The sequence below is a fragment of the Rhodococcus sp. P4_F5 genome, from assembly GCF_056401315.1.
The window spans coordinates 330,855-351,910 of the sequence record NZ_JBFUJP010000001.1; the positions used below are offsets into that span (position 1 = coordinate 330,855).

5 protein-coding genes are annotated in these 21,056 nt (G+C 71.9%); 3 read left to right on the forward strand and 2 right to left on the reverse strand.

Annotation, left to right across the window (positions count from 1 at the left end; all coding sequences use genetic code 11):
* Positions 1 to 93 precede the first annotated feature (93 nt).
* Positions 94 to 16,962 (reverse strand): amino acid adenylation domain-containing protein, encoded by a 16,869-nt coding sequence (locus AC1DU4_RS01685; protein WP_477837332.1) that lies wholly within the window; start codon positions 16,960 to 16,962, stop codon positions 94 to 96.
* A gap of 87 nt (positions 16,963 to 17,049) precedes the next feature.
* Complete coding sequence (locus AC1DU4_RS01690) at positions 17,050 to 17,850, reverse strand: alpha/beta fold hydrolase (RefSeq protein ID WP_072843120.1); 801 nt, start codon at positions 17,848 to 17,850, stop codon at positions 17,050 to 17,052.
* A gap of 123 nt (positions 17,851 to 17,973) precedes the next feature.
* On the opposite strand from AC1DU4_RS01690, the gene AC1DU4_RS01695 reads away from it, so the two are divergent.
* From AC1DU4_RS01695 to AC1DU4_RS01705, 3 genes are all read left to right on the forward strand, one after another.
* A complete protein-coding gene (locus AC1DU4_RS01695; protein WP_477837335.1) occupies positions 17,974 to 18,912 on the forward strand; it encodes a methionyl-tRNA formyltransferase in 939 nt (312 codons plus the stop codon).
* A gap of 133 nt (positions 18,913 to 19,045) precedes the next feature.
* On the forward strand, positions 19,046 to 19,936 hold the full coding sequence (locus AC1DU4_RS01700) for a bile acid:sodium symporter family protein (protein WP_072843122.1): 891 nt from the start codon (positions 19,046 to 19,048) through the stop codon (positions 19,934 to 19,936).
* 102 nt (positions 19,937 to 20,038) lie between these two features.
* Positions 20,039 to 20,950, forward strand: a complete 912-nt coding sequence (locus tag AC1DU4_RS01705; protein WP_477837337.1) for a tyrosine-protein phosphatase — start codon at positions 20,039 to 20,041, stop codon at positions 20,948 to 20,950.
* Positions 20,951 to 21,056: the final 106 nt, after the last annotated feature.

The following is a 21,056-nucleotide window of genomic DNA, read 5'->3' on the forward strand; positions in this document are numbered from 1 at the left end:
CGGCTTCGGTACGTGCGGAAGTGCGTGCGGTCCAGAAGATCGAACCGAGGTGAATAGTAGCGCAGCCTACCCTAAATCTGCACCGCTACCTGGTCACCGCCCGATCTGTCCGAGTCTGCGCCCCTCGTCCGCGCACACCGCGCCGATCAGCGCCGACAGCCTGTCGGCGAGTTCCGCCACCACGTCGGCGTCGAGCACGTCGGTCCGGTACCCCAGGTAGGCGTGCACCGGCCCCGGCCCCACCGGCTCGTAGAAGCTCAGCGTCAGGTCCGCGACCGGCACGCCCACCGGGACCGGCAGCAGCGGGCCGAAGACACCGTCGACGGCGTCCAGGCTGGCCTGCTCGTGGTGCACGATCATCACCTGCGGTCGCATCACCTCGCCCCCGAGAGCCGTTACCACGTCCTCGAATCCGATGTCCTGGTGATCCAGCGCGGCCAGGTTCGACGTCCGCACCCGGCCCAGCAGTTCCGCGAAGGTCGGGTCCCCGGAGGTGTCGGTGCGCAGCACGACGGTGTTGAAGAAGCATCCGATCAGCCCGGACAGCGCCTCCTCCGGCCGTCCCGCGACCAGCGATCCGATCGGAAGGTCCTCGCCCACACCGAATTCGGTGAGCACCGCGGCCAGCGCCGCCTGCAGGACCATGAACATCGACGTCCCGGTCCGGCGGGCCAGCGCGTCGATGTCGGCGTGCAGGGCCTCGTCGATGGGCAGGCCCACCAGGTCGCCGCCCGCCGGTCGCGCCGGCCGCTCCCCCGGCAGGCTCAGCCGCTCGGGGAGGCCGTCCAGTCGCTCTCGCCAGTAGCCGAGCTGGGTTGTGTACCTGCTGGACTCGTCGTCCGCGTCGCCCAGCACGGAGTCCGTCCACGCGACGTAGTCCGAGTAGCCGACCGGCAACGCGGGCAGCTCCGGCTCGGACCCGGCGACCAGCGAGACGTAGCCCGCCAACAGCTCGCCGAGGAGCGGCACGACCGACCACTCGTCGACGRCCAGGTACTGCATCACCAGCAGCAGCGCCTGGCGACCGTCCGCCGTCTCGACCAGCGTGACCCGCAGCGGGGCGTGCTCGGTCAGGTCCGTCGGCCGCTGGGCGAGCTCGAAGACCAGGGCGGCCAGGTCGCCGTCCCCCGCGTCGAATACCTCCAGTCGTGGCCCCGCCACCGGCACCCCGCGGACCTCGCCGCCGTCGGCGGCGAACGCCGTCCGCAGCGGCTGGTGCCGGGATACCACCAGCTCGAGGGCGCGCGCCAGCGCGTCCGCGTCGAGGCGGTGGTGCGGGTACAGCGAGAGGGCGTGACTGGCCGTGCCCGTGTCCCGGTACACCGACCACTGCCGACGCTGCACCGGTGCCAGCGCGTCCGTGGCCGACGCGGCGGGCGTCAGCGCCGGACGACCGCCGGCATCGACGACCGTCAGCTCGGCCAGCTCGGCCACGGTCGGCGCGTCGAACACCTCGCGGATGCTCAGCTGCGCACCGAGTTCGGTGCGGACCCGGCCGACCAGCTGCATCGAGGCCATCGAGTGCCCGCCGAGGTCGAAGAAGTTGTCGTGCACGCCCACCGACGGCAGGTGCAGGATCTCCGCGAACAGGCCGGCAATCACCCGCTCCCGCTCGGTGCGCGGCGCGACGTCGCCGGTCAGCTCCGTCCAGTCCGGCGCGGGCAGCGCCTTGCGGTCCAGCTTCCCGTTCGGGGTGAGCGGCAGCGGGCCGTCCAGCACGATGACCACGCTGGGCACCATGTAGTCCGGCAGCGACGACGCCACGTGGGCGCGCACCGCGGCCGGGTCGACGGCCGCACCCTCCAGCGGCACCACGTACCCGATCAACCGGGCGATCGACCCGTCCCGGTCGGCGACGACGGCCGACTGGTTGACGCCCGGGCTGTCCGCGAGCGCGGCGATGATCTCGCCCAGCTCGATGCGGAAGCCCCGGATCTTCACCTGGTCGTCGACGCGGCCGAGGAAGTCGATGTTGCCCTCCGGGCGCCAGCGCGCCAGGTCACCGGTGCGGTACATCCGGCCGGGGCCGAACGGGTTGGAGACGAAGCGGCCCGCCGTCAGCGCCGGCTTGCCGAGGTAGCCGCGGGCCAGACCGCGGCCGGCGATGTACAGCTCGCCCGCGACCCCGACCGGAACCGGCCGCAGCCGCGCGTCGAGGACGAACGCCTGCTCGTTGGGGTCCGGGATGCCGATCGGCACCGCCTGGTTCCAGCCCGGCTGCGCCTGCCACAGCGTGTTGTTCACCGTGGCCTCGGTGAGGCCGTAGGCGGCCAGCAGGTTCAGCCGCTCCGCCCACCGTCCGATCAGGTCCGGCGGCACCGTCTCGGTGCCGACCAGCACCGTGCAGCCGGCGGGCACCAGGGCGCCCGGCGGCAACGCGGCCATCAGCGACGGCGGGATGATCGCGTGCGTCACCTCGTGCTCGTGCATGAAGTCGGTGAGCTCCGGGCCCGCGACCCGCGAGCGGTCCGGCACGATCACCAGCCGCGAACCGGTGCACAGCGCCATCGACAGCTCGAACACCGCGACGTCGAATCCGACCGAGGCGAACTGCAGCACAGTCGAACCCGGGACCAGTTTCATTCGGTCCTCGGCAGTGGCGACCAGGCTGGAGATGCCCTCGTGCGAAACCACCACGCCCTTGGGCCTGCCGGTGGACCCGGAGGTGTAGATGACGTAGGCGGCGTGGTCGATGCCGTCGGGCACCGTGGTCGCAGGCTTGACTGCCGCGGCGAGTGCCGCGACTGTCCCCGGCTCGTCAAGCAGCACCCGGCCCAGGCCCGGCGCCTCCTCGATCCGCGCGGACTCCTGGGCGGTGCTCAACAGCACCCCGGCGTTCGAGTCGGCCAGCATGTAGGAGATCCGGTCGGCGGGGTGGCTCAGGTCCAGGGGCAGGTACGCGGCCCCGAGCTTGAGCACCGCCAGCACCGAGGCGACCATGTCCACCGAGCGCGGGACGGCAAGGCCCACCACCGATTCCGCGCCGACGCCGCGGCCGGCGAGCACCGCGGCGATCCGGTCGGACCGCTCGTCGAGCTCGGCGTACGTCATGCTGCCGTGCTCGTCCAGCGCGGCCGTCGCGGCCGGCGTGGCCGCCACCCAGCGCGCGAACGAGGCATCGAGGGTCTCCTCCGGCACCTCCCGCCGGGTGTCGTTGAACTCCACCAGCACCAGGTCACGCTCGCCGGGCAGGAACACGTCGACCGCGCCGATCGGGGTCGACGGGTCCTGCGCGACGGCGTCGAGCAGCGCCAACTGGCGGCGGGCGATCGCGTCGGCCGTCGACTCGTCGAACAGGTCCGCGCCGAACTCGAGGCGCAGCGCGATCCGATTCTCGTCCAGAAATTCGGTGAAGTTGAACACCAGGTCGAACTTCGCGGTCCGCTCCTGCAGGGGCACGGGTTCGAGCGTCAGCCCGCCCAGCTCCGTGATGTCGGCAGCCCGGCTGTGGTAGCCGACCATCACCTGGAACAGCGGGTTCCTGGCCAGCGTGCGCGCCGGGTTCAGGCGCTCGACAACGGATTCGAACGGGACGTCGGCGTGGGTGAACGCCGCGAGGTCGAGCTCGCGGACCCGGCCCAGCAGCTCGCCGAACGTCGGGTTGCCACTCACGTCGGTGCGCAGCACCAGCGTGTTGACGAAGAACCCGACCAGCTCGTCGAGACCCTGCTCGGTGCGGCCCGCGATGGGCGCGCCGAGCGGCAGGTCGTCGCCCGCGCCGATCCGGTGCAGCAGCGCCGCGGCGGCGGCGTGCAGCACCATGAACATGCTCGCCCCGCTCTCGGCGGCCAGCGCCCGCAGCGCCGTGGTGGTGCGCGGATCCAGGTCCAGCTCGATCGCGCCGCCCGCGAAGCTCGGCCGCGCGGGCCGGGCCCGGTCGGTGGGCAGCGTCAGTTCCTCCGGCGCACCGGAGAGCATCCGCTCCCAGTACGAGAGCTGCTCGCTCAGCACCGATTCCGGGTCCGCCGCATCGCCGAGCAACTCACGCTGCCAGAGCGTGTAGTCCGCGTACTGCACGGCCAGCGGCTCCCACTGCGGGGCCTGGCCGTGCGCCCGGGAGGCGTAGGCGAGCATCAGGTCGCGCAGGAACGGCCGGTCGGACCACTCGTCGGTGGCGATGTGGTGCAGCACCAGCCCGAGGACGTGGTCGCCCTCTCCGATTCGGATCACGGTGCCGCGCACCGGGATCTCACGGGTCAGGTCGAAGGGCCGCAGCACGGCGCCGCGGACCAGGCCCGCGATCTCGGCCTCGGTCCCGTCCACCACCGTCAGCTCCGGGGTCGCCTCGTCGAGGACCCGCTGCACGGGCCGGCCGTCCACCTCGCCGAACACGGTGCGCAGCGACTCGTGCCTGCCGACCACGTCCGCGAGCGCGGTCGCGAACAGCCCGGCGTCGAGTTCGCCCTTCAGGCGCAACACGATCGGGAAGTTGTAGGCGGCCGCGGCGGGCACGCCGTCCGGCGACACCGAGCCCCCCTCGATCTGCTGCATCAGCCAGAGTCGCTGCTGCGCGGAGGACATCGGCAGGTGCTCGGGCCGGACCGCGGGGGCCAGCACCGGGCGGACCGCGTCACCTCGGTCGCGGACCCGCGCCGCGAGCTCGGCCACAGTGGGGGCCTCGAACAGGTCCCGCATCGTGAGCTCCGTCGACAGCGCCGACCGGGCCCGGCTGATCAGCCGGGTCGCCAGCAGCGAGTGCCCACCGAGGTCGAAGAAGCTGTCCTCGACGCCGAGTTCCGCGACGTCGAGCACCTCGCCGAACAGCTCGCACAGCACCTGCTCGATGTGATCCTCCGCGCCGCGTGAGCCCGAGCCGACCGCGTCCGGCACCGGGGGCAGGGCCCGCACGTCGAGCTTGCCGTTGACCGTCATCGGCAGGGTGTCGGTCGGCACGAAGGCCGCCGGAACCATGTAGTCCGGCAGGCCGGCGCGCAGCGCCTGTGCGTACTTCTGGCCGTGCTGGCTACCGAAACCATTCACGGGCCCGGAGGGCACCACGTAGGCGACGAGCCGCTTGACGCCGCCGGGGCCGGGCGCCGCGATGACGGCGCACTGCCGCACGCCGTCGAGGCCGGCGAGGACCGACTCGATCTCACCCAGTTCGACGCGGTGACCGCGGATCTTGACCTGGTCGTCGGTACGGCCCAGGAAGTCGATGACCGCGCCGAATTCCCCCGTCGCCCCGCTCGCATCGTCGACCCGCCGCCGCACCAGGTCGCCGGTGCGGTACATCCGGCCGCCCGCCGTGAACGGGTCGGCCACGAAGCGCTCGGCGGTCAGCCCGAAGCGGTCCAGGTAGCCGCGGGCCAGGCCGATGCCCGCGATGTACAGCTCGCCGGCCACCCCGTCCGCGACGGGACGCAGCCACGAGTCGAGGATGTGGGCCCGGGTGTTCCAGATCGGCCTGCCGACCGTGGGGGTCACGGAGTCCGACGTGCCGCCGCCGAGGGTGTTGATCGTGTACTCGGTGGGGCCGTACAGGTTGTAGCCGAACGTGCCGTCCGTGTCCCGCAGCCGGCTCCACACCGAATCGGGCACCGCCTCGCCGCCGAGCAGCACCAGCGGCGGCCGGTGCTCGCCCGGACCGTCGTCGAGCAGTCCCTCCTCGAAGAGGTGCTGGGCGTAGGTGGGCGTCACGTTGACGACGTCGATGCGGTGGGTGTTGCAGTACGCCACCAGCGATTCCGCGTCGCGCCGCAGGTTCTCGTCGCAGATGTGCACCTCGTGTCCCTCGACGAGCCAGAGCAGCTCCTCCCAGGACATGTCGAAGGCGAACGACACGGTGTGCGCGATCCGAAGGCGTCGGCCGCCGGTCATCTCGATCGTCGGGTCGAAGATCTCGGCGCGGTGGTTGAACTGCATGTTGGTCAGGCCGCGGTACCCGGTGACCACGCCCTTGGGCTTGCCGGTCGAGCCGGAGGTGTAGATGACGTACGCCGGGTGGTCCAGCCGCCCCGGGGTGCCGGGGGCGAAGCCGCCCAGCTCGGCATCCGTCAACGGTTCGGTGCCGTGGTCCTGTGCCTCGTCGCCGTCGAGCGCGATCGCCGCGCCCTCGAAACCGGCGAGGGTCTCGCCGACCGCGACGGTGGTCACCAAGACCACCGGCCGGGCATCGTCGAGCATCCCGACCAGGCGCTCCGCCGGGTGGTCAAGCTCGAGCGGCAGGTACGCGGACCCGGTGCGCAGCACCGCGAACAGCGCGACGACCATCTCCACCGACCGCGGCAGGCCAAGCGCCACAATCCGTTCCGGACCGGCGCCGTGCGCCAGCAGCAGCCGGGCCATGGCGTTGATCCGGCCGTCGAGGTCCCGGTAGGTCACCGACTGCGAACCGAAGACCAGCGCTACCTCGTCCGGGGTGCGCGCGGCCGCCTCCGCGAACAGGTCCGCGATGGTGGACTCGGGCAGCCCCCGCTCGGCCCTGCGGGCCGCCAGCGCCGCGCGCTCGCCGGGCAGCGACAGGTCCAACGACCCGACCGGCGCGGACACGTCGTCGGCGAACAGTTCGAGCAGCCCGACGAACCGGGCCAGCATCGACTCGACGGTCGCCTCGGCCACCGCCTCGGGGCGGAACTCGAACTTGATCTTCACCCGGTTGCCGGGTGTCACCACCACGGTCAGCGGGTAGTGGGTGTGGTCGACGCTGTCGCCGCCACTGATGTCGTGCGCGCTGTTGAGCGCGGACACCTGGTTCTCGTCGACGAAGTTCTGCAGCACGTAGAGCACGTCGAAGAGCTGGCGGTGATCGGACTCGCGTCCGATGGTGGCCAGTCCGAGGTAGTCGTGCGGCATCAGGCCGAGGCGCTCGGACTGGCTGCGCCGCAACAGGTCCTCCACCCGCTCCGCCGGGCGCAGCGTGGTGCGGACCGGGACCGTGTTGAGGAACAGGCCGGCCACCGTGTCGAGGCCCTCGACCTCCGGGGGCCGGCCGGCGACGGTGATGCCGAACACCACGTCGTCGCGCCCGGTCTCCGCGCCGAGCACCAGCGCCAGCGCGCCGCTGAGGACGGCGTTGAAGGTGACCCCGCTCGCCGACGCCCTGGCCCGCAGGCGCTCGCTGAGGTCCGCCGTGAGCACGGTGTCGCGACGGCCGGGCAACGCGGGCGCCCCGGCCACGGTCGACCCGAGCAGCGTCGGCTCCTCGAGACCGGCCAGCGCGCGCCGCCACTCCGCCTTCCCTGTCTCGCTGTCGCGGTCGCGCAGCCAGCCCAGGTAGTCGTCGAAACCGCCCGTCGCGGTGGGGAACCCGCTGTCGTCACCCGCGGACTCGTAGAGCGCCAGCAGCTGGCTGACGACGATGCCGTTCGACCAGCCGTCCCAGAGCAGGAACTGTCGGTTGACCACCAGGCGGTCGCGGTCGTCGTCGAGGCGGATCACCATCGCCCGCCACAACGGCGGCGTCGTCAGGTCGAAGGGGGTGATCCGGTCGGTGGCCGTCAGCTCGGCGGCGTGCGCCTCCCGCTCGGCCGGCAACAGCTCACGCAGGTCGTACTCGACGATCGGGACGTCGAGGTCGGCGGTGACGAACTGCACCGGCGCGGTGAGGCCGTCGCTGAGGAATCCGGCACGCAGCGTCGGGTTCCGGCGCTGCAGGGTGCGCAGCGCCGCGGCGAGCCGCTCGATGTCGAGGCGGTGCTCGAAGTCCAGCGAGAACTGCGCGGTGTAGATGTCGGCGCCCTCGTCGAAGGTCGCCTGGAAGTACAGGCCCTCCTGCAGCGGGGACAGCGGCCACACCGCGTCGACCCCGGCGGGGCTGCGCTCGGCGATCAGATCCAGCTCGTCCTGGGTCAGCGTCACCAGCGTCACGTCGGACGGTGTCAGGACGCCGGGTCCGTCGTGGCGCGCAGCGGTCTCGACGAGCTCGCGCAGCGCCTGCGCCCAGCCCTGGCTCAGCGCCTCACCGTCGGCCTCGGTCAACCCCAGTTCGGAGCGGCCGAAACTCGCGTGGAGCACCGGGCCGTCGGCCGTGTCCTCGCAGATCGCGTTGACGATCAGCAGGTAGGGACCGCCCATGTCGGCATCGGGATCCGTTGACAGCGCATCGGTCTCGGGTGCGGGTGCCCACGGGACCTCGATGCCCAGATCGGCGGACGGCATCCTGCCGAGGTAGTTGAACAGGACCTGCGACTCCGCGCGGGCGGCGAGCAGGCCCGCGGTGCGGGCGTTCGCGTACCGCAGCATGCCAAAGCCGATGCCGCCGTCGGGCGCGTCCCGCAGCCGCTCCTTCACGTCCTTGAGCACGTCCAGCGGTCGGTCGCCCGCCCGCAGCCGGACCGGGCTGATGCTGGTGAACCAGCCGACGGTGCGGGAGAGGTCCACGCCCGGCGCCAGCTCCTCGCGGCCGTGCCGCTCCAGGTCGACCAGGAGGTCCGACGCGGCGCGGCCGGTGTCGCGGTGCCAGCGGCTGACGGCGATCCGCAGCGCGGTGAGCAGCACGTCGGTCGTGTCGGCGTGCGCCATCGCGGGCACGGTCGTCAATGCGGCGGCGGTGTCGTCCACGGACAGCGAAACCCGGTGCTGCGAGCCGGTTCCGATGGTCGCGTGCCCGCTGACCTCCGGCACCAGCGCCGCTCCGGGCGCCGTCACGGCGGTCCAGTGCGCCAGTTCGGCGAGGCGCTCGGCGCCCTGGGCCTGCTCGGCGACGATCCGGCCGAACCCGCGCAGGGAGGTGCCGACGGGATCGAGCGCCGCATCCTGACCGGACGCCGACGCCACGTTCGCCATCGCGAGGTCCTCGAGCAGGATCCGCCAGGACACCCCGTCCACCACGAGGTGGTGCGCGACGATCAGCAGGCGGCCGGTGACCTCCGGTCCGGCGTCGAACCACACCGCCTGCAGCATCACACCGGACTCGGGGTCGAGGCGGTCGGTCGCCGCCTCGGAGTGCGCAGTGACGATGCCGCGCAACGACTCCGGGTCCCGGGCGTCGACGGCGGTGAAGATCGAGGCAGCGCTCACCGAACCGGGTTCGGTGGTCACCGTCGACCACACGCCGCGTGCGTGCCGGGTCAGTCTGACGCGCAGGCCGTCGTGGTGGTCGAGCAGGGCCTGCAGCGCGTCGCGGAGCACGCGCTCGTCGGCGCCGGCCGGGGTGTGCAGCAACACGGCCTGGTTGAAGCGGTCGGTGCCGCCGGACCATTCGGAGAGCCGGTGCACCACCGGCAGCGGGATGACCTCGCCGATGCCGTCCGCCACGGCCGCGTCGGGCGCGGCCGCGTCGGCGACCGGAGCCGCCTCGCCGACCAACCGCGCGATCGCGGCCGGGGTGCGCTGCTCGAAGATCTGGCGGGGGGTGAGCGTGACGCCGTCTCGGCGGGCCAGGTTCACCAGCCGGATCGCCAGGATGCTGTCGCCACCGAGGGTGAAGAAGTCGTCGCCCGTGCCCACCCGGTCCAGGCCTAGCACCTCGGCGAACTGGGCGGCGATGCGTCCCTCCGTCCCCGTGCCGGGGGCGGACTCCGACACCTCGACCGAGAAGTCCGGCGCGGGCAGGGCCTTGCGGTCCAGCTTGCCGCTCGGGCTCAGCGGCAACGAGTCGAGCTCCACGAAGGCACTGGGCACCATGTACTCCGGCAGCGAGGCGGCCAGCGCCTGTGCGTACTTCCGGTCGCCCCGGGCACCGGAAGTGCTCACGGGCCCGGCGGGCACCACGTAGGCGACCAGCCGCTGCTGGCCGGGGCGGTCCTCGCGCACCAGGACGGCGGCGTGGGCCACCGACGGATCGGCCAGCAGCGCGGCCTCGATCTCGCCGAGCTCGATCCGGAACCCGCGCAGCTTCACCTGGTCGTCGGCGCGACCGACGTACTCCAGTTCCGCAGTCACATCCCCCGTCGCTTCGCTCGCCCAGCTGACCGACCGCACCAGGTCGCCGGTCCGGTACATCCGGGCCCCGGCCACGAACGGGTCGGCGACGAACCGGTCCGCGGTCAACGCGGCGCGGCCCAGGTAGCCGCGGGCCAGCTGCGGCCCGGACAGGTACAGCTCCCCCTCGGCTCCCGGCGGCACCAGGTTCAGGTACTGGTCGAGCACGTACAGCCGGGTGTTCGCGACCGGCGCGCCGATCGGCACGCTGTGCGCCGTCGACGAGACCGCCTGCGCCCCGAAGAAGTAGCTCACCTCGACCGCGGCCTCGGTGGGCCCGTAGAGGTTGTCCAGCCGCACCCCGGGCAGCACCTCGGCGAAGCGCCGGGCCGCCGCGGCGGACAGCGCCTCGCCCGAGCAGGCGACGACCCGAAGCGCGGTGCAGGCCGCGGCGCCAGGCTCCGCCAGGAAGAGGTCCAGCATGGACGGAACGAAATGCGCACGGCTGATGCCCCGTTCGGCGATCAGCTCCGCGAGGTAGCCGGGTTCCTTGTGTCCACCAGGACGGGCCAGCACGACGGTGGCGCCGGCGATCAACGGCCCGAAGAACTCCGGCACCGACACGTCGAAGCTCGACGGCGTCTTCTGCAGCACCCGGTCCCCCACCGTCAGCGGGTTCTCGTTCTGCATCCAGAGCAGCCGGTTGACGATGGCCTCGTGCGCCACCAGCACACCCTTCGGCCTGCCGGTCGAGCCCGAGGTGTAGATGACGTAGGCGGGGTGACCGGCCACGGCGGGGGCGCCGGACGGCGACGCGTCCGAATCCCCCAGGGAATCGGCCAGATCCACCGTCAGCACCGGCAGTCCGGTGTCGAAGGGATCGCCGTCGGTGAGCACACACACCGGCGCGGCGTCGGCCAGCATGTACGACAACCGTTCCGCCGGGTAGTCGAGGTCGAGCGGAAGGTACGCCCCGCCCGCCTTGCCGACCGCCAGCAGCGCGACCATCAACTCGAGCGAACGCCCGATCGCGACGGCGACGAGCGACTCCGGTCCCACCCCGCGGTCGACGAGCTCGTGCGCCAGGCGGTTCGCCCGTGTGTGCAGCTCGGCATAGGTGAGCGCGTCGCCCTCGAACTCGACGGCAATCGCGTCCGGGGTGCGTGCGGCCTGCTCGTCGAGCAGGTCGGTGAGGGTGCGGGCCTCGGCGGTGGCGTCGGATGCGACCCAGCTCGCCTCCAGCTCGTTCCGCTCGGCCTCGGTCACCAGCGCGAGCGCGGAGACCGGCTGGTCGCCGTCGCGGACCAACTCGCTCAGGAACGACACCATGCCGTCGGCCAACCGGCCGGCGGTGGCCGAGTCCACCACCGCGGCCTGGTACTTGACCTCCAGCCGCAGCTCGTCACCCGGCGCGACGATCAGCGTCACCGGGTACGGCGGGTTCTCCTCGAAGGTGATACCGGTGATCTCGAGACTGCCGGTGGCGTCGGCGACGGCGCCCTCGCCGATCGGGTAGTTCTCGAACACGACCAGGGTGTCGAAGAGCTCCTGCAGTCCCGTGAGCCGGCGCAGCTCGCTCAGGCCGATGTACTGGTGCTCGAGCAGCACCGACTGCTCGTCCTGCCAACGGGCCAGCGCCGCGGCGGCGGATTCCTCGGCGCGGTAGCGCAATCGGGCCGGCACGGTGTTGATGAACAGCCCGACCATGGTCTCGATGCCGCGCAGGTCTCCGCCGCGGCCGGACACCGTCGAGCCGAACAGCACGTCGCGGCGCTGGGTGAGCCGGCCCAGCAGCAGACCCCAGGCGCCGTGCACGAGGGTGCTCAGCGTCAGCCCACGAGCGCGGCCGAACGCGATGAGGTCGGCGGTCTGCGCCGCGGACAGGTTGACCTTGACCTCGCGAACACCGAACTCGGTGCCGCGCTCGGCCCTGCCGAGCGCGGTCGGCTCGTCGACCCCGTCGAGCGCGGCGCGCCACACCTCGATCGACGCATCCCGGTCACGGGATCCCAACCAGCCCAGGTAGTTCCGGTACGGCTCCGGCGCGGGCAGTGCCGCCAGAGCGGAGCCCGCGGGGGTGTACAGCGCCATCAGCTCGCGCAGCATCACCGGCACCGACCAGCCGTCGGCGACGATGTGGTGGATCGACTGCAGCAGCAGGTGCTCGTCCGGCCCTGCCTGCACCAGCACGTACCGCAGCAGCGGCGCCTGCTCGAGGTCGAACCCGCGCACCCGTTCGTCGGCGAGGATCTGCCGGACCCGTGACGCGACCTCGTCGGCGCCCAGTCCACGCAGGTCCACCGCATCCATCGGAACCCGGGCCCCGCCGGAGACCACCTGCACCACCCGACCGTCGGACACCGCGTGCAGGCCGGTGCGCAGGGCCGCGTGCCGGTCCACGACCGTCTGCAGCGCGGCGTGCAGCGCCTGCGGGTCCACCGGTCCGGTCAGCTCGATGACCTGTTGCACCACATAGGGATCGGAGTGCTCGGTCTCGAACGCGCTGTGAAAGTAGATGCCCTCCTGCAGCGGGGTCATCGGCAGCACGTCCACCAGGTCGGTGACCGTGTCCTCGAGCTGGTCGACGTCGGCCTGGCGCAGCCGCGCGTGCGGGAAGTCCGCGGGGGTGTGGCCGCCGAACGGGGCACTCGCCGCGAGCGTGCCCAGCACCGCGGTCCAGGCCTCGGACAGGGCGGCGATCCGCGACGCGGGGAACAACCCCGGTGCCCAGGTGATGGTGGTGCGCAGGGTCGGCCCGTCGGGTCCGTCCTCCGCGATCGCGTTGAACTCGATGGCATGGCCCATCGGCGCGTCGGGGTCGTTGGCGCCGTCCATCGCGACCGGCAGCCAGTCGGCGTCCGCACCGGCGGCGACCCGACCGAGGTAGTTGAACAGCACCTGCGGCTCGGCGCCGGCGGCCAGCTCGGCGCCGGCGGCCAGCTCGGCGCCGGCGGCGCTGAGGTATCGCAGTGCCCCGTAGCCGATCCCGTTGCCGGGCACCGCCCGCAGCTGCTCCTTGACGGCCTTGAGAGCCCCGGCCAGCGCGGCCGGGTCGCTCAGGTCCGCGAGCGGTCCCGCGTCCAGTCGCACCGGGAACAGGGTGGTGAACCAGCCGACGGTCCGCCCGAGGTCCACCCGTCGCCCGGCGGCGTCCTCCTCGCGGCCGTGGCCCTCGAGGTCGACCAGCACCTCGCGCGCCGAATCCGCCTGCGCGCCGGACGAATCACCGGCACGCCAGGATGCGAGCGCGGCCGCCAGCGCGGTCAGCAGCACGTCGTTGACCTGGCCGCCGAACGCCGCGGGCACGGCTCCGAGCAGCGGCGCGGTCAGTTCCGGCCTCAGCTCGACGGTCAGCGACTCGGCCGCGCCGCAGGTGTCGAGTGCCGGGTCGCGGTGCCGGGCCCCCAGCATCGGGTCCGCGGTCGCAGTGACCGTCCGCCAGAAGTCGAGTTCGTCGTCGAAGGCTCCGCCACGGGCCTGCTCCTCGAGCAGTTGCGCCCAGCGCCGCAGCGAGGTTCCGGACACCGGGTCCAGGGGCGCGCCGAGCGCGGCGCGGGCCAGGTCCTCGAGCAGGATCCGCCACGAGACACCGTCGACCACAAGGTGATTGACCACCAGCAGCAGCCGGCCCGGCCGGTCGCCGCCGTCGAACCAGACCGCCTGCAGCATCACGCCCGCGTCCGGGTCCAGCTTCCCGAGCGCCGCGGCCGCCTCCTGCTCGACGGCGTCGCCGAGTGCGGCGTCGCCGAGCGCGGCGGCGGGGACCGTCCGCACCAGCTCCGCGGCATCGGGCACTCCCGGTTCGGGCACCGCCAGCACCCAGCTCTCGCCGCGGTCCAGGCGTGCCCGCAGCGCGGGATGCCGGTCCAGGACGGCCTGCAACGCGGCGCGCACCGTGTCCTCGGTGAGCCCGGCCGGGGTGCGCACCTGTACCGCCTGGTGGAAGCGTGCGACGGCCTCGCCCTGCTCCTGGGTGCGGGCGACGATCGGGGTCGCGGGGACCTCGCCCGTCGGCACGTCCAGGACGTCCACCTCGGCCGCGGCCCGGCCCTCGACCTCGCGGGCCAGCGCCTCCACCGTCCGCAGCGCGAACACCTCACGGGCGCTGAAGTGCAGCCCGGCGGCCCGGGCCTGGTTGACCAGCTGGATCGCGACGATGCTGTCGCCGCCGAGCGCGAAGAAGTCGTCGGTGACGCCCACCGTCTCCTGCCCGAGGACGCCCGCGACCACGGTGGCCAGCTGCCGCTCGAGCTCGGTGCGCGGCGCGAGACCCGAAAGGCCCGCGCGCAGATCGGGTTCCGGCAGCGCTCGCCGGTCCAGCTTGCCGTTGGCGGTGAGCGGGAACCTGTCCATCACGACCACCGCGGTCGGCACCATGTACTCGGGCAGCTTGGCCGCGGCCCAGGCGCGCAGCGCGTCCGGTTCGACGACGCCGTCCGCCACCACGTAGCCGGCGAGGTACTTGGCGCCGGCCTGTTCGCGCACCAGCACCGCGCACTGCCGGACCGCGGGATGCGTGGCCAGCGCGGCCTCGACGTCCTCGAGTTCGAGGCGCATGCCGCGAATCTTGACCTGGTTGTCGGCGCGGCCGATGAAGTCGAGGGTGCCGTCCTCCGCCCAGCGGGCGAGGTCGCCGGTGCGATAGAGGCGGGTCCCGTTGTCGGAGAACGGGTTGGCGACGAATCGGGAGGAGGTGAGCGCGGGGGACCCGACGTATCCGCGGCCGAGCAGGTACCCGGCCGCGTACAGCTCGCCGCCGATGCCGGGCGGCACGGGCCGCAGCCGGGCGTCGAGCACGTACAGCTCGGTGTTGGGGTTGGGCCGGCCGATCGACGACGCGATCCGTTCGGCACTGTCCCGATAGATCACATGGGAGACACCGATGGTCGCCTCGGCGGGCCCGTACCCGTGGTAGAGCGTGGTGGTGAGCTGCCGGCGGAACCGGTCGAACAGTTCCGGGGTGAGCACCTCGCCGCCGCACCAGACGTGCCGCAGCCCGTCCAGTGCGGGCGTGCCCTCGGCCAGGTCCAGCAGCACGCTGAGCATCGAGGAAACCAGGTACACGAAGGTGACGCGCTCGCGTTCGATCAGGTCCAGCAGGTACTGGGCGTCGCGTTCGCCGCCCGACTCGGCGACCACCAGCCGGCCCCCGGAGACCAGCGGCAGGAGCACCTCGTTGACCGAGATGTCGAAGGACAGAGGCGCTTTGAACAGGGAGGCGTCGTCGGCGCCGAAGCCGAGCACGTCCGTCACCTGCCAGCCCAGCCGCGCGCAGATCGCCTCGTGCCGGATCATCGCCCCCTTGGGACGCCCGGTGGATCCGGAGGTGAAGATGACGTAGGCGAGGGACCGCCCGTCGATCGCGACGTCCAGCGGCCCGGACGCGAGGCCCTCGTGGGCCCAGTCGGTCAGGTCCACCGGCACACCCGCGTCCGCCGACGCGTCCACCCCGCCCGGACCGGTGAGCACCAGCCGCGCATCGGCGTCGGCCAGCACCTGGGTCCGACGGTCCAGCGGCCAGGCCGGATCCAGCGGGACGAAGGCGCCGCCGGCGGTCATGACCGCCAGCAGCCCCACGACCATCTCGGCCGAGCGCGGAACGCCGACCGCGACAACCTCTTCCGGGCGCAGGCCGCGCTCCAGGAGGTGCCGTGCCAGCTGGTTGACTCGGGCACCGAGCTGCCGGTACGTCAGCCGGGTCTCCCCCGCGACCAGCGCCTCCGCGTCGGGCGTCGCGGCCACCTGCGCGGCGAAGAGTTCGGGGACGGTGTGCGAGTCCTGCGGCTGGGCAGTGTCGTTGAAGTCGACGAGCACCCGGCGCCGCTGCTCGTCCGACATCACGTCGAACCGAGAGAAGGGCGCCTGCGGCTCGGCGACGAGCTGGCCCAGGAACTCGGCGAGCTGTGCGCGGTGCCGCTCGAGGTCCTCCTCGAGGCCCGCACCCACCCGCAGGTCGATCCGGATCGACTCGCCCCCCTGACCGCGCTGGACGGTGAAGTCGAGCTCACCGATGGCGCCGGTGACCATGTTCTGCGGGAACGCGGGGCTGCCGCCGAAGGTCATCGAGTGCTCGAACAACACGATGTTGATGCCGGGACCGAACAGTCGCCTGGACGGATCCAGCGCGCGCATCTCCCTGGCGAGGTCCTCGCCCCGGTACCGACCGTGCCGGAGCAGGCCGATCAGCGCCTGGTCGAGGTGGGCCGTCAACGCGGCCAGCGTGCTGTCCCCGTCGACCTGCAGCCGCATCGGCAGGATGGTCGAGGCCATCGACGGCAGGTTCCGCAACGCCCGCCCGGTGCGACCGGTCAGCGGCACCGACAGCATCAGGTCGGACTGGCCGCTGACCCGGTGCAGGTAGGCGGCGATCATCGCGAACGGGACCCGGGTGCGCCGGATGCCCTGGGCGTCGGCGAACCGGTACAGGCCCGCCACGGTCTCGGCGTCGAGTTCGACGCTGGCCTTGATCGGCGGCGCGGCGGGGTCCGGGGCGGGCGGCAGCAACACCGGGGGCTCGGGGGCGTCCGCCAGCCACTGCAGCCAGTGCTCGCGATCCGCCTGGAACCGGCCGGACGCGCGGTACTCGACGTCCGCGTCGATCGCCGTCTGCAGGGACCAGTCCCGCTCGTCGAACAGCAGGTCCGGGTGCTCCTGCCTGCCGACGACCTCGTCGACCAGCAGCACGATGCCGTAGCCGTCGACGATGCTGTGGTGGTACCGCTGGTACCACCACGTCACCTCGTCGTCGATCCGCAGGATCGCCTGGGTGAACAGCGCCTCGTCGCTCTCCAGCTCCGCGACGGTCTGCATGTCGCGTTCGACCCAGTCGCGGGCCGCGGCCGCCGCGTCCGGCAGCGCCCGCAGGTCGACGACCTTCAGCGTCCAGGCCTCCGGGTCGAGGCGCTGCTGCCGGAGCACGTCGTCCGGCCCGACCGCGAAGCGCACGTGCAGCGCCTCGGCGCGGCGGATGGTCAGGTACAGGGACTCGACCGCGCGGGCGATGTCGAGCGGACCGTTCACCTCGACGGTGAGCGCGATGTTGTAGGCAGCGCTCTGGGGCGCCAACTGCTGCGCGACCCACACCTCCGACTGGGCGGCCGTGACCGGCAGCCAACTGCCGGTCGCCTGTGCGGGTGCCGTCGAGCCGTGGAGGGATGCCATGGATGTCCGATCATCGTCGCGCGACGCCCTGAAGCTGCGTCAGATATCGGAGATTAGGATAGGCTATCCCCCCTAGGTGCAGGCGACCTACCTCTTCAGGAAGTCCAGAATCGCCGCGTTGACCGCCTCCGGCCGTTCGAGGTAGCCGTAGTGACCGCAGTCCGGCAGCTCCAGGTACTCGGCGCCGGGAATCGCCTTGCCCACCTCCGCGGCCAGGTTCGCCGGCACCAGACGGTCGTCCGCGAACCCGACCGACAGGCACGGGACGGTGATCCGGCCGTACGCCGCGAGCCGGTCCCCGAAGTCGTCGAGGTTGCGCTGCGCCCGCACGCCCGGCGTGGTGTCCGCCTTGGAGAACGCGAAGATGTCCAGCCAGTCCTGCGCCGCCATCGGGTCGACCATCGACGCCGGGGACAGGTTCAGCACCGCGGTGATCGCGGCCCGGTACTCGGTGGGCAGCGTGATGCCCTTGCGGTCCAGCTCCCGCTCACCCTCCGACAGCGTCTTCTGCAGCGTGTCGCGGCGACCGTGGGCGGCCAGGAACACGGCCTTGCGAACCAGGTCGGGGCGGGCCAGCGCGAGCTCCTGCGCCACCCGGGCGCCCAGCGAGGTGCCGACCACGTGAGCGGGTCCGCCGAGGTGGGCGATCAGGGCTGCGGTGTCCGCGACCAGGTCCTCGATCGTGATGCCGTCCGCACACTCGTCCGTCGGCGCGATGCCGCGGTTGTCGAAGGTGCAGACGCGGTAGCCGGCCGCGACGAGCGCGGGGACCTGGTGCAGGTCCCAGACCCGGCCCGGGCTGCCCGTGCCCATGATCAGGACGACGAGATCGCCTGAGCCTTTGACCTGGTAATTCAGCTGAATCCCATTGATCGTGGCGAGCGGCATGAACGAGCCTTTCTAGCAGGGAACGAGGGATCGGCCCGTCACCGACGCATATGGTTAGCCTAAGCTGGCCCTGCGTCGATCCGCATCGGCGGCAAGCACTCGCGCTCGTCCAGGAGGAACCCGTTGAGAGTCGCCACGCTCGGATACCAGACCTGGGGTCACCGTACCCTGCAGGCTCTGCTCGCTTCCAGACACGAGGTCGTCCTCGCGGTCACACACCCCAAGAGTGAGCACGCGTACGAACGGATGTGGGCCGATTCCGTCGCGGACCTGGCAGCCGAGCACCAGGTGCCTGTGCACATCGCGAACAAGCCCGACGCGGAGTTCAAGGCGGCGCTGGCGGACGCGGACCCGGACATCATCGTCGCGAACAACTGGCGCACCTGGCTGCCGAAGGACGTCTTCGACCGGCCCCGGTACGGCACCCTCAACATCCACGACTCGCTGCTGCCGAAGTACACCGGCTTCTCGCCGCTGATCTGGGCGCTCATCAACGGCGAGTCCGAGGTCGGGCTGACCGCGCACCTGATGGACGAGGAGCTCGACGCCGGCGCCATCGTGCTGCAGCGCGCGACCGCCGTCGGCCCCAAGGACACCGTCACCGACCTGTTCCACCGCACGGTCGACATGATCGGCCCGATCACCGTCGACGCCCTCGACCTGATCGAGTCCGGCCGTGCCGAGTTGACCCCGCAGGACCGGTCCCAGGCCACCTTCTTCCACAAGCGGGCCGCCGAGGACAGCCGGATCGACTGGACCTGGCCGGCCGAGGTGCTCGAGCGCCTGGTGCGCGCGCAGTCCGACCCGTACCCCAACGCCTTCACCACCTTCAAGGGCCAGCGCGTGCGCGTGCTGGAGTCCTCGGTGTCCAAGGGCTGCTACGGCGGCACCCCCGGCCGGGTGTTCATTCACGAGGGCGACGGCATGGTGATCGTCGCCGGGCCGGACGCCTGGAGCGGCCGCAACCACGGGCTGTCCATCGAGCGGGTACGCCTCGACGACGGCACCGAGATGACGGGCAAGGAGTTCTTCCCACACGGCGGYGGGTACCTGGGCGTCTAGGTGTTCGGGTGGTGTGCGGGTTCGACCCCGCACACCACCGGAGCGGTCCTGACCGAAACGACCCCGACATATCGGGCTGCACTGTAGCTTCGGGCGGACATCCCACCGCCGAGCCCGGAAGTAGCCGCCCACCATGGATTCCGCACTCACCTCGGTCGCACTGCCAGCCGCGCTGGCGATCATCATGTTCGGCCTGGGCCTGTCCCTGACCGTCGACGACTTCGCCCGGGTGGCACGGCATCCCAAGGCGGTGGCGATCGCCCTCGTCTGCCAGCTCGTGCTGCTGCCCGCGATCGCATTCGGCCTGGTGACGGCGTTCGACCTCGATCCCCTACTGGCCGTGGGCATGATGCTGCTGGCGGCCTCTCCCGGAGGCACCACCGCCAACCTGTTCAGCCACCTCTTCCGCGGCGACGTCGCGCTCAATGTCACTCTGACGGCGGTCAATTCGGTGATCGCGGTGGTGACACTGCCGCTCATCACCAACTTTGCGCTCGTCTACTTCGACCCTACGGACGGCGGCGGCGACACCCTCGGCCTGCAGTTCACCAAGGTGCTGCAGGTCTTCGCGGTGGTACTGGTGCCGGTGGCACTGGGCATCCTGGTCCGACGCCGGTCGCCGGCCTTCGCCGACCGGGCGGACCGCCCCGTGCGGATCGGGTCTGCGGTGGTGCTGGCCCTCGTCATCGTCGGCACCGTGGTCTCCGAGCGGGAGAACATCGCGGACTACGCCGCGGAGGTCGGCCTGATCGCCGTCGCGTTCTGCGTCCTGAGCCTCACCGTCGGTTACCTGGTGCCGCGCCGACTGGGCATCACCGACCGCCAGTCCGTCGCCTGCTCGATGGAGATCGGAATCCACAACAGCACCCTCGCCATCACCATCGCGATCAGCCTGCTGGACAGCGTGCGACTGGCGGTGCCGGCCGCGGTGTACGGCGTGGTGATGTTCCCGGTGGCCGCCGCCTTCGGCTGGCTGATCACCCGAACCACCAAGTCCGACGACCCCGCGGTCGCACGCGTGTGACCCGGTCGCCCGAAAGCCGCCCTGGCTCGGCCGCGGGCTTGTAACCTCGCACGGGTTTGCGGGGGGCTGATCTCCCGACCGGACGTTCAAGGGAGTTCGACGATGACAGCACGCCGATCGGCGCGGCCACTGGGTCTCGCGTTCGCGACCCTTCTCGCGCTGACACCCGCCCTCGCCGGGCCCGCGACTGCCGCCGCGCAGTCGTCCGACATCTCGACCGGGTCACTGATGTCCGGGTCGTCGCACTTCGGCTCGAACGGACCGGCGGCGCCGCTGCCCGAGCTGCCGACGCCGTCCCCGACGGCCGTCCGACTCGACGAGGCGAGAAACTTCCGCGACGTGGGCGGCTACGCCACCACCGACGGGCGGAAGGTACGCGAGGGACTCGTCTACCGCTCGAACAAGCTGAGCTCGCTCAGCGACGCCGACCAGGCCAAGCTGACCGCCGCGAACGTCACCCTCGACGTGGACCTGCGCAACGCGTCCGAGCGCGCGGAGGCGCCGGACCGGATTCCGCCCGGAGTGCGGTACCAGGTAGCCGATGTCGTCGGCATCGACAGCGGGTTCTGGTTCCACGAGTTCGTGCCGCTGACCCTGGGCCGGGCGATGATCGACGCCGCGGTCAACGGGTCCTCGAACATCGGGCAGTCCATCGGATACCCGTTCATGGTCAGCTACCACGGCTCGGACGTGGCCTTCGCCGACCTGCTGAAGGCCATCGCGCAGAACGGCACCGGCGCCACCGTCTACCACTGCAGCGCGGGCAAGGACCGAACCGGCTGGAGCACCGCGGCGCTGCTGACCCTGCTCGGCGTTCCCCGCGAGATGGTCAACGCGGACTTCATGGCGTCGAACACCTACCTCGGCCGCGACGACGCGGTCGACTTGTCCTGGCTCAACGCCGCTTTCGACCAGATGAACAGGATCTACGGCAGCTTCGACAGGTACGTGCGGGACGGTCTCGGGCTGGACCAGGCGACGATCGACGCGCTGCGCGCCAAGCTGCTGGTCTGACGGAACAGGTCTCCCCCTACCGCCTGAAACGGCGCAGACCGGTTGTGGCCGAGTGTGCCTCGGCCGCAACCGGTCCGGTTGTGGGTGAGCGTTCAGGCCTTTGCCT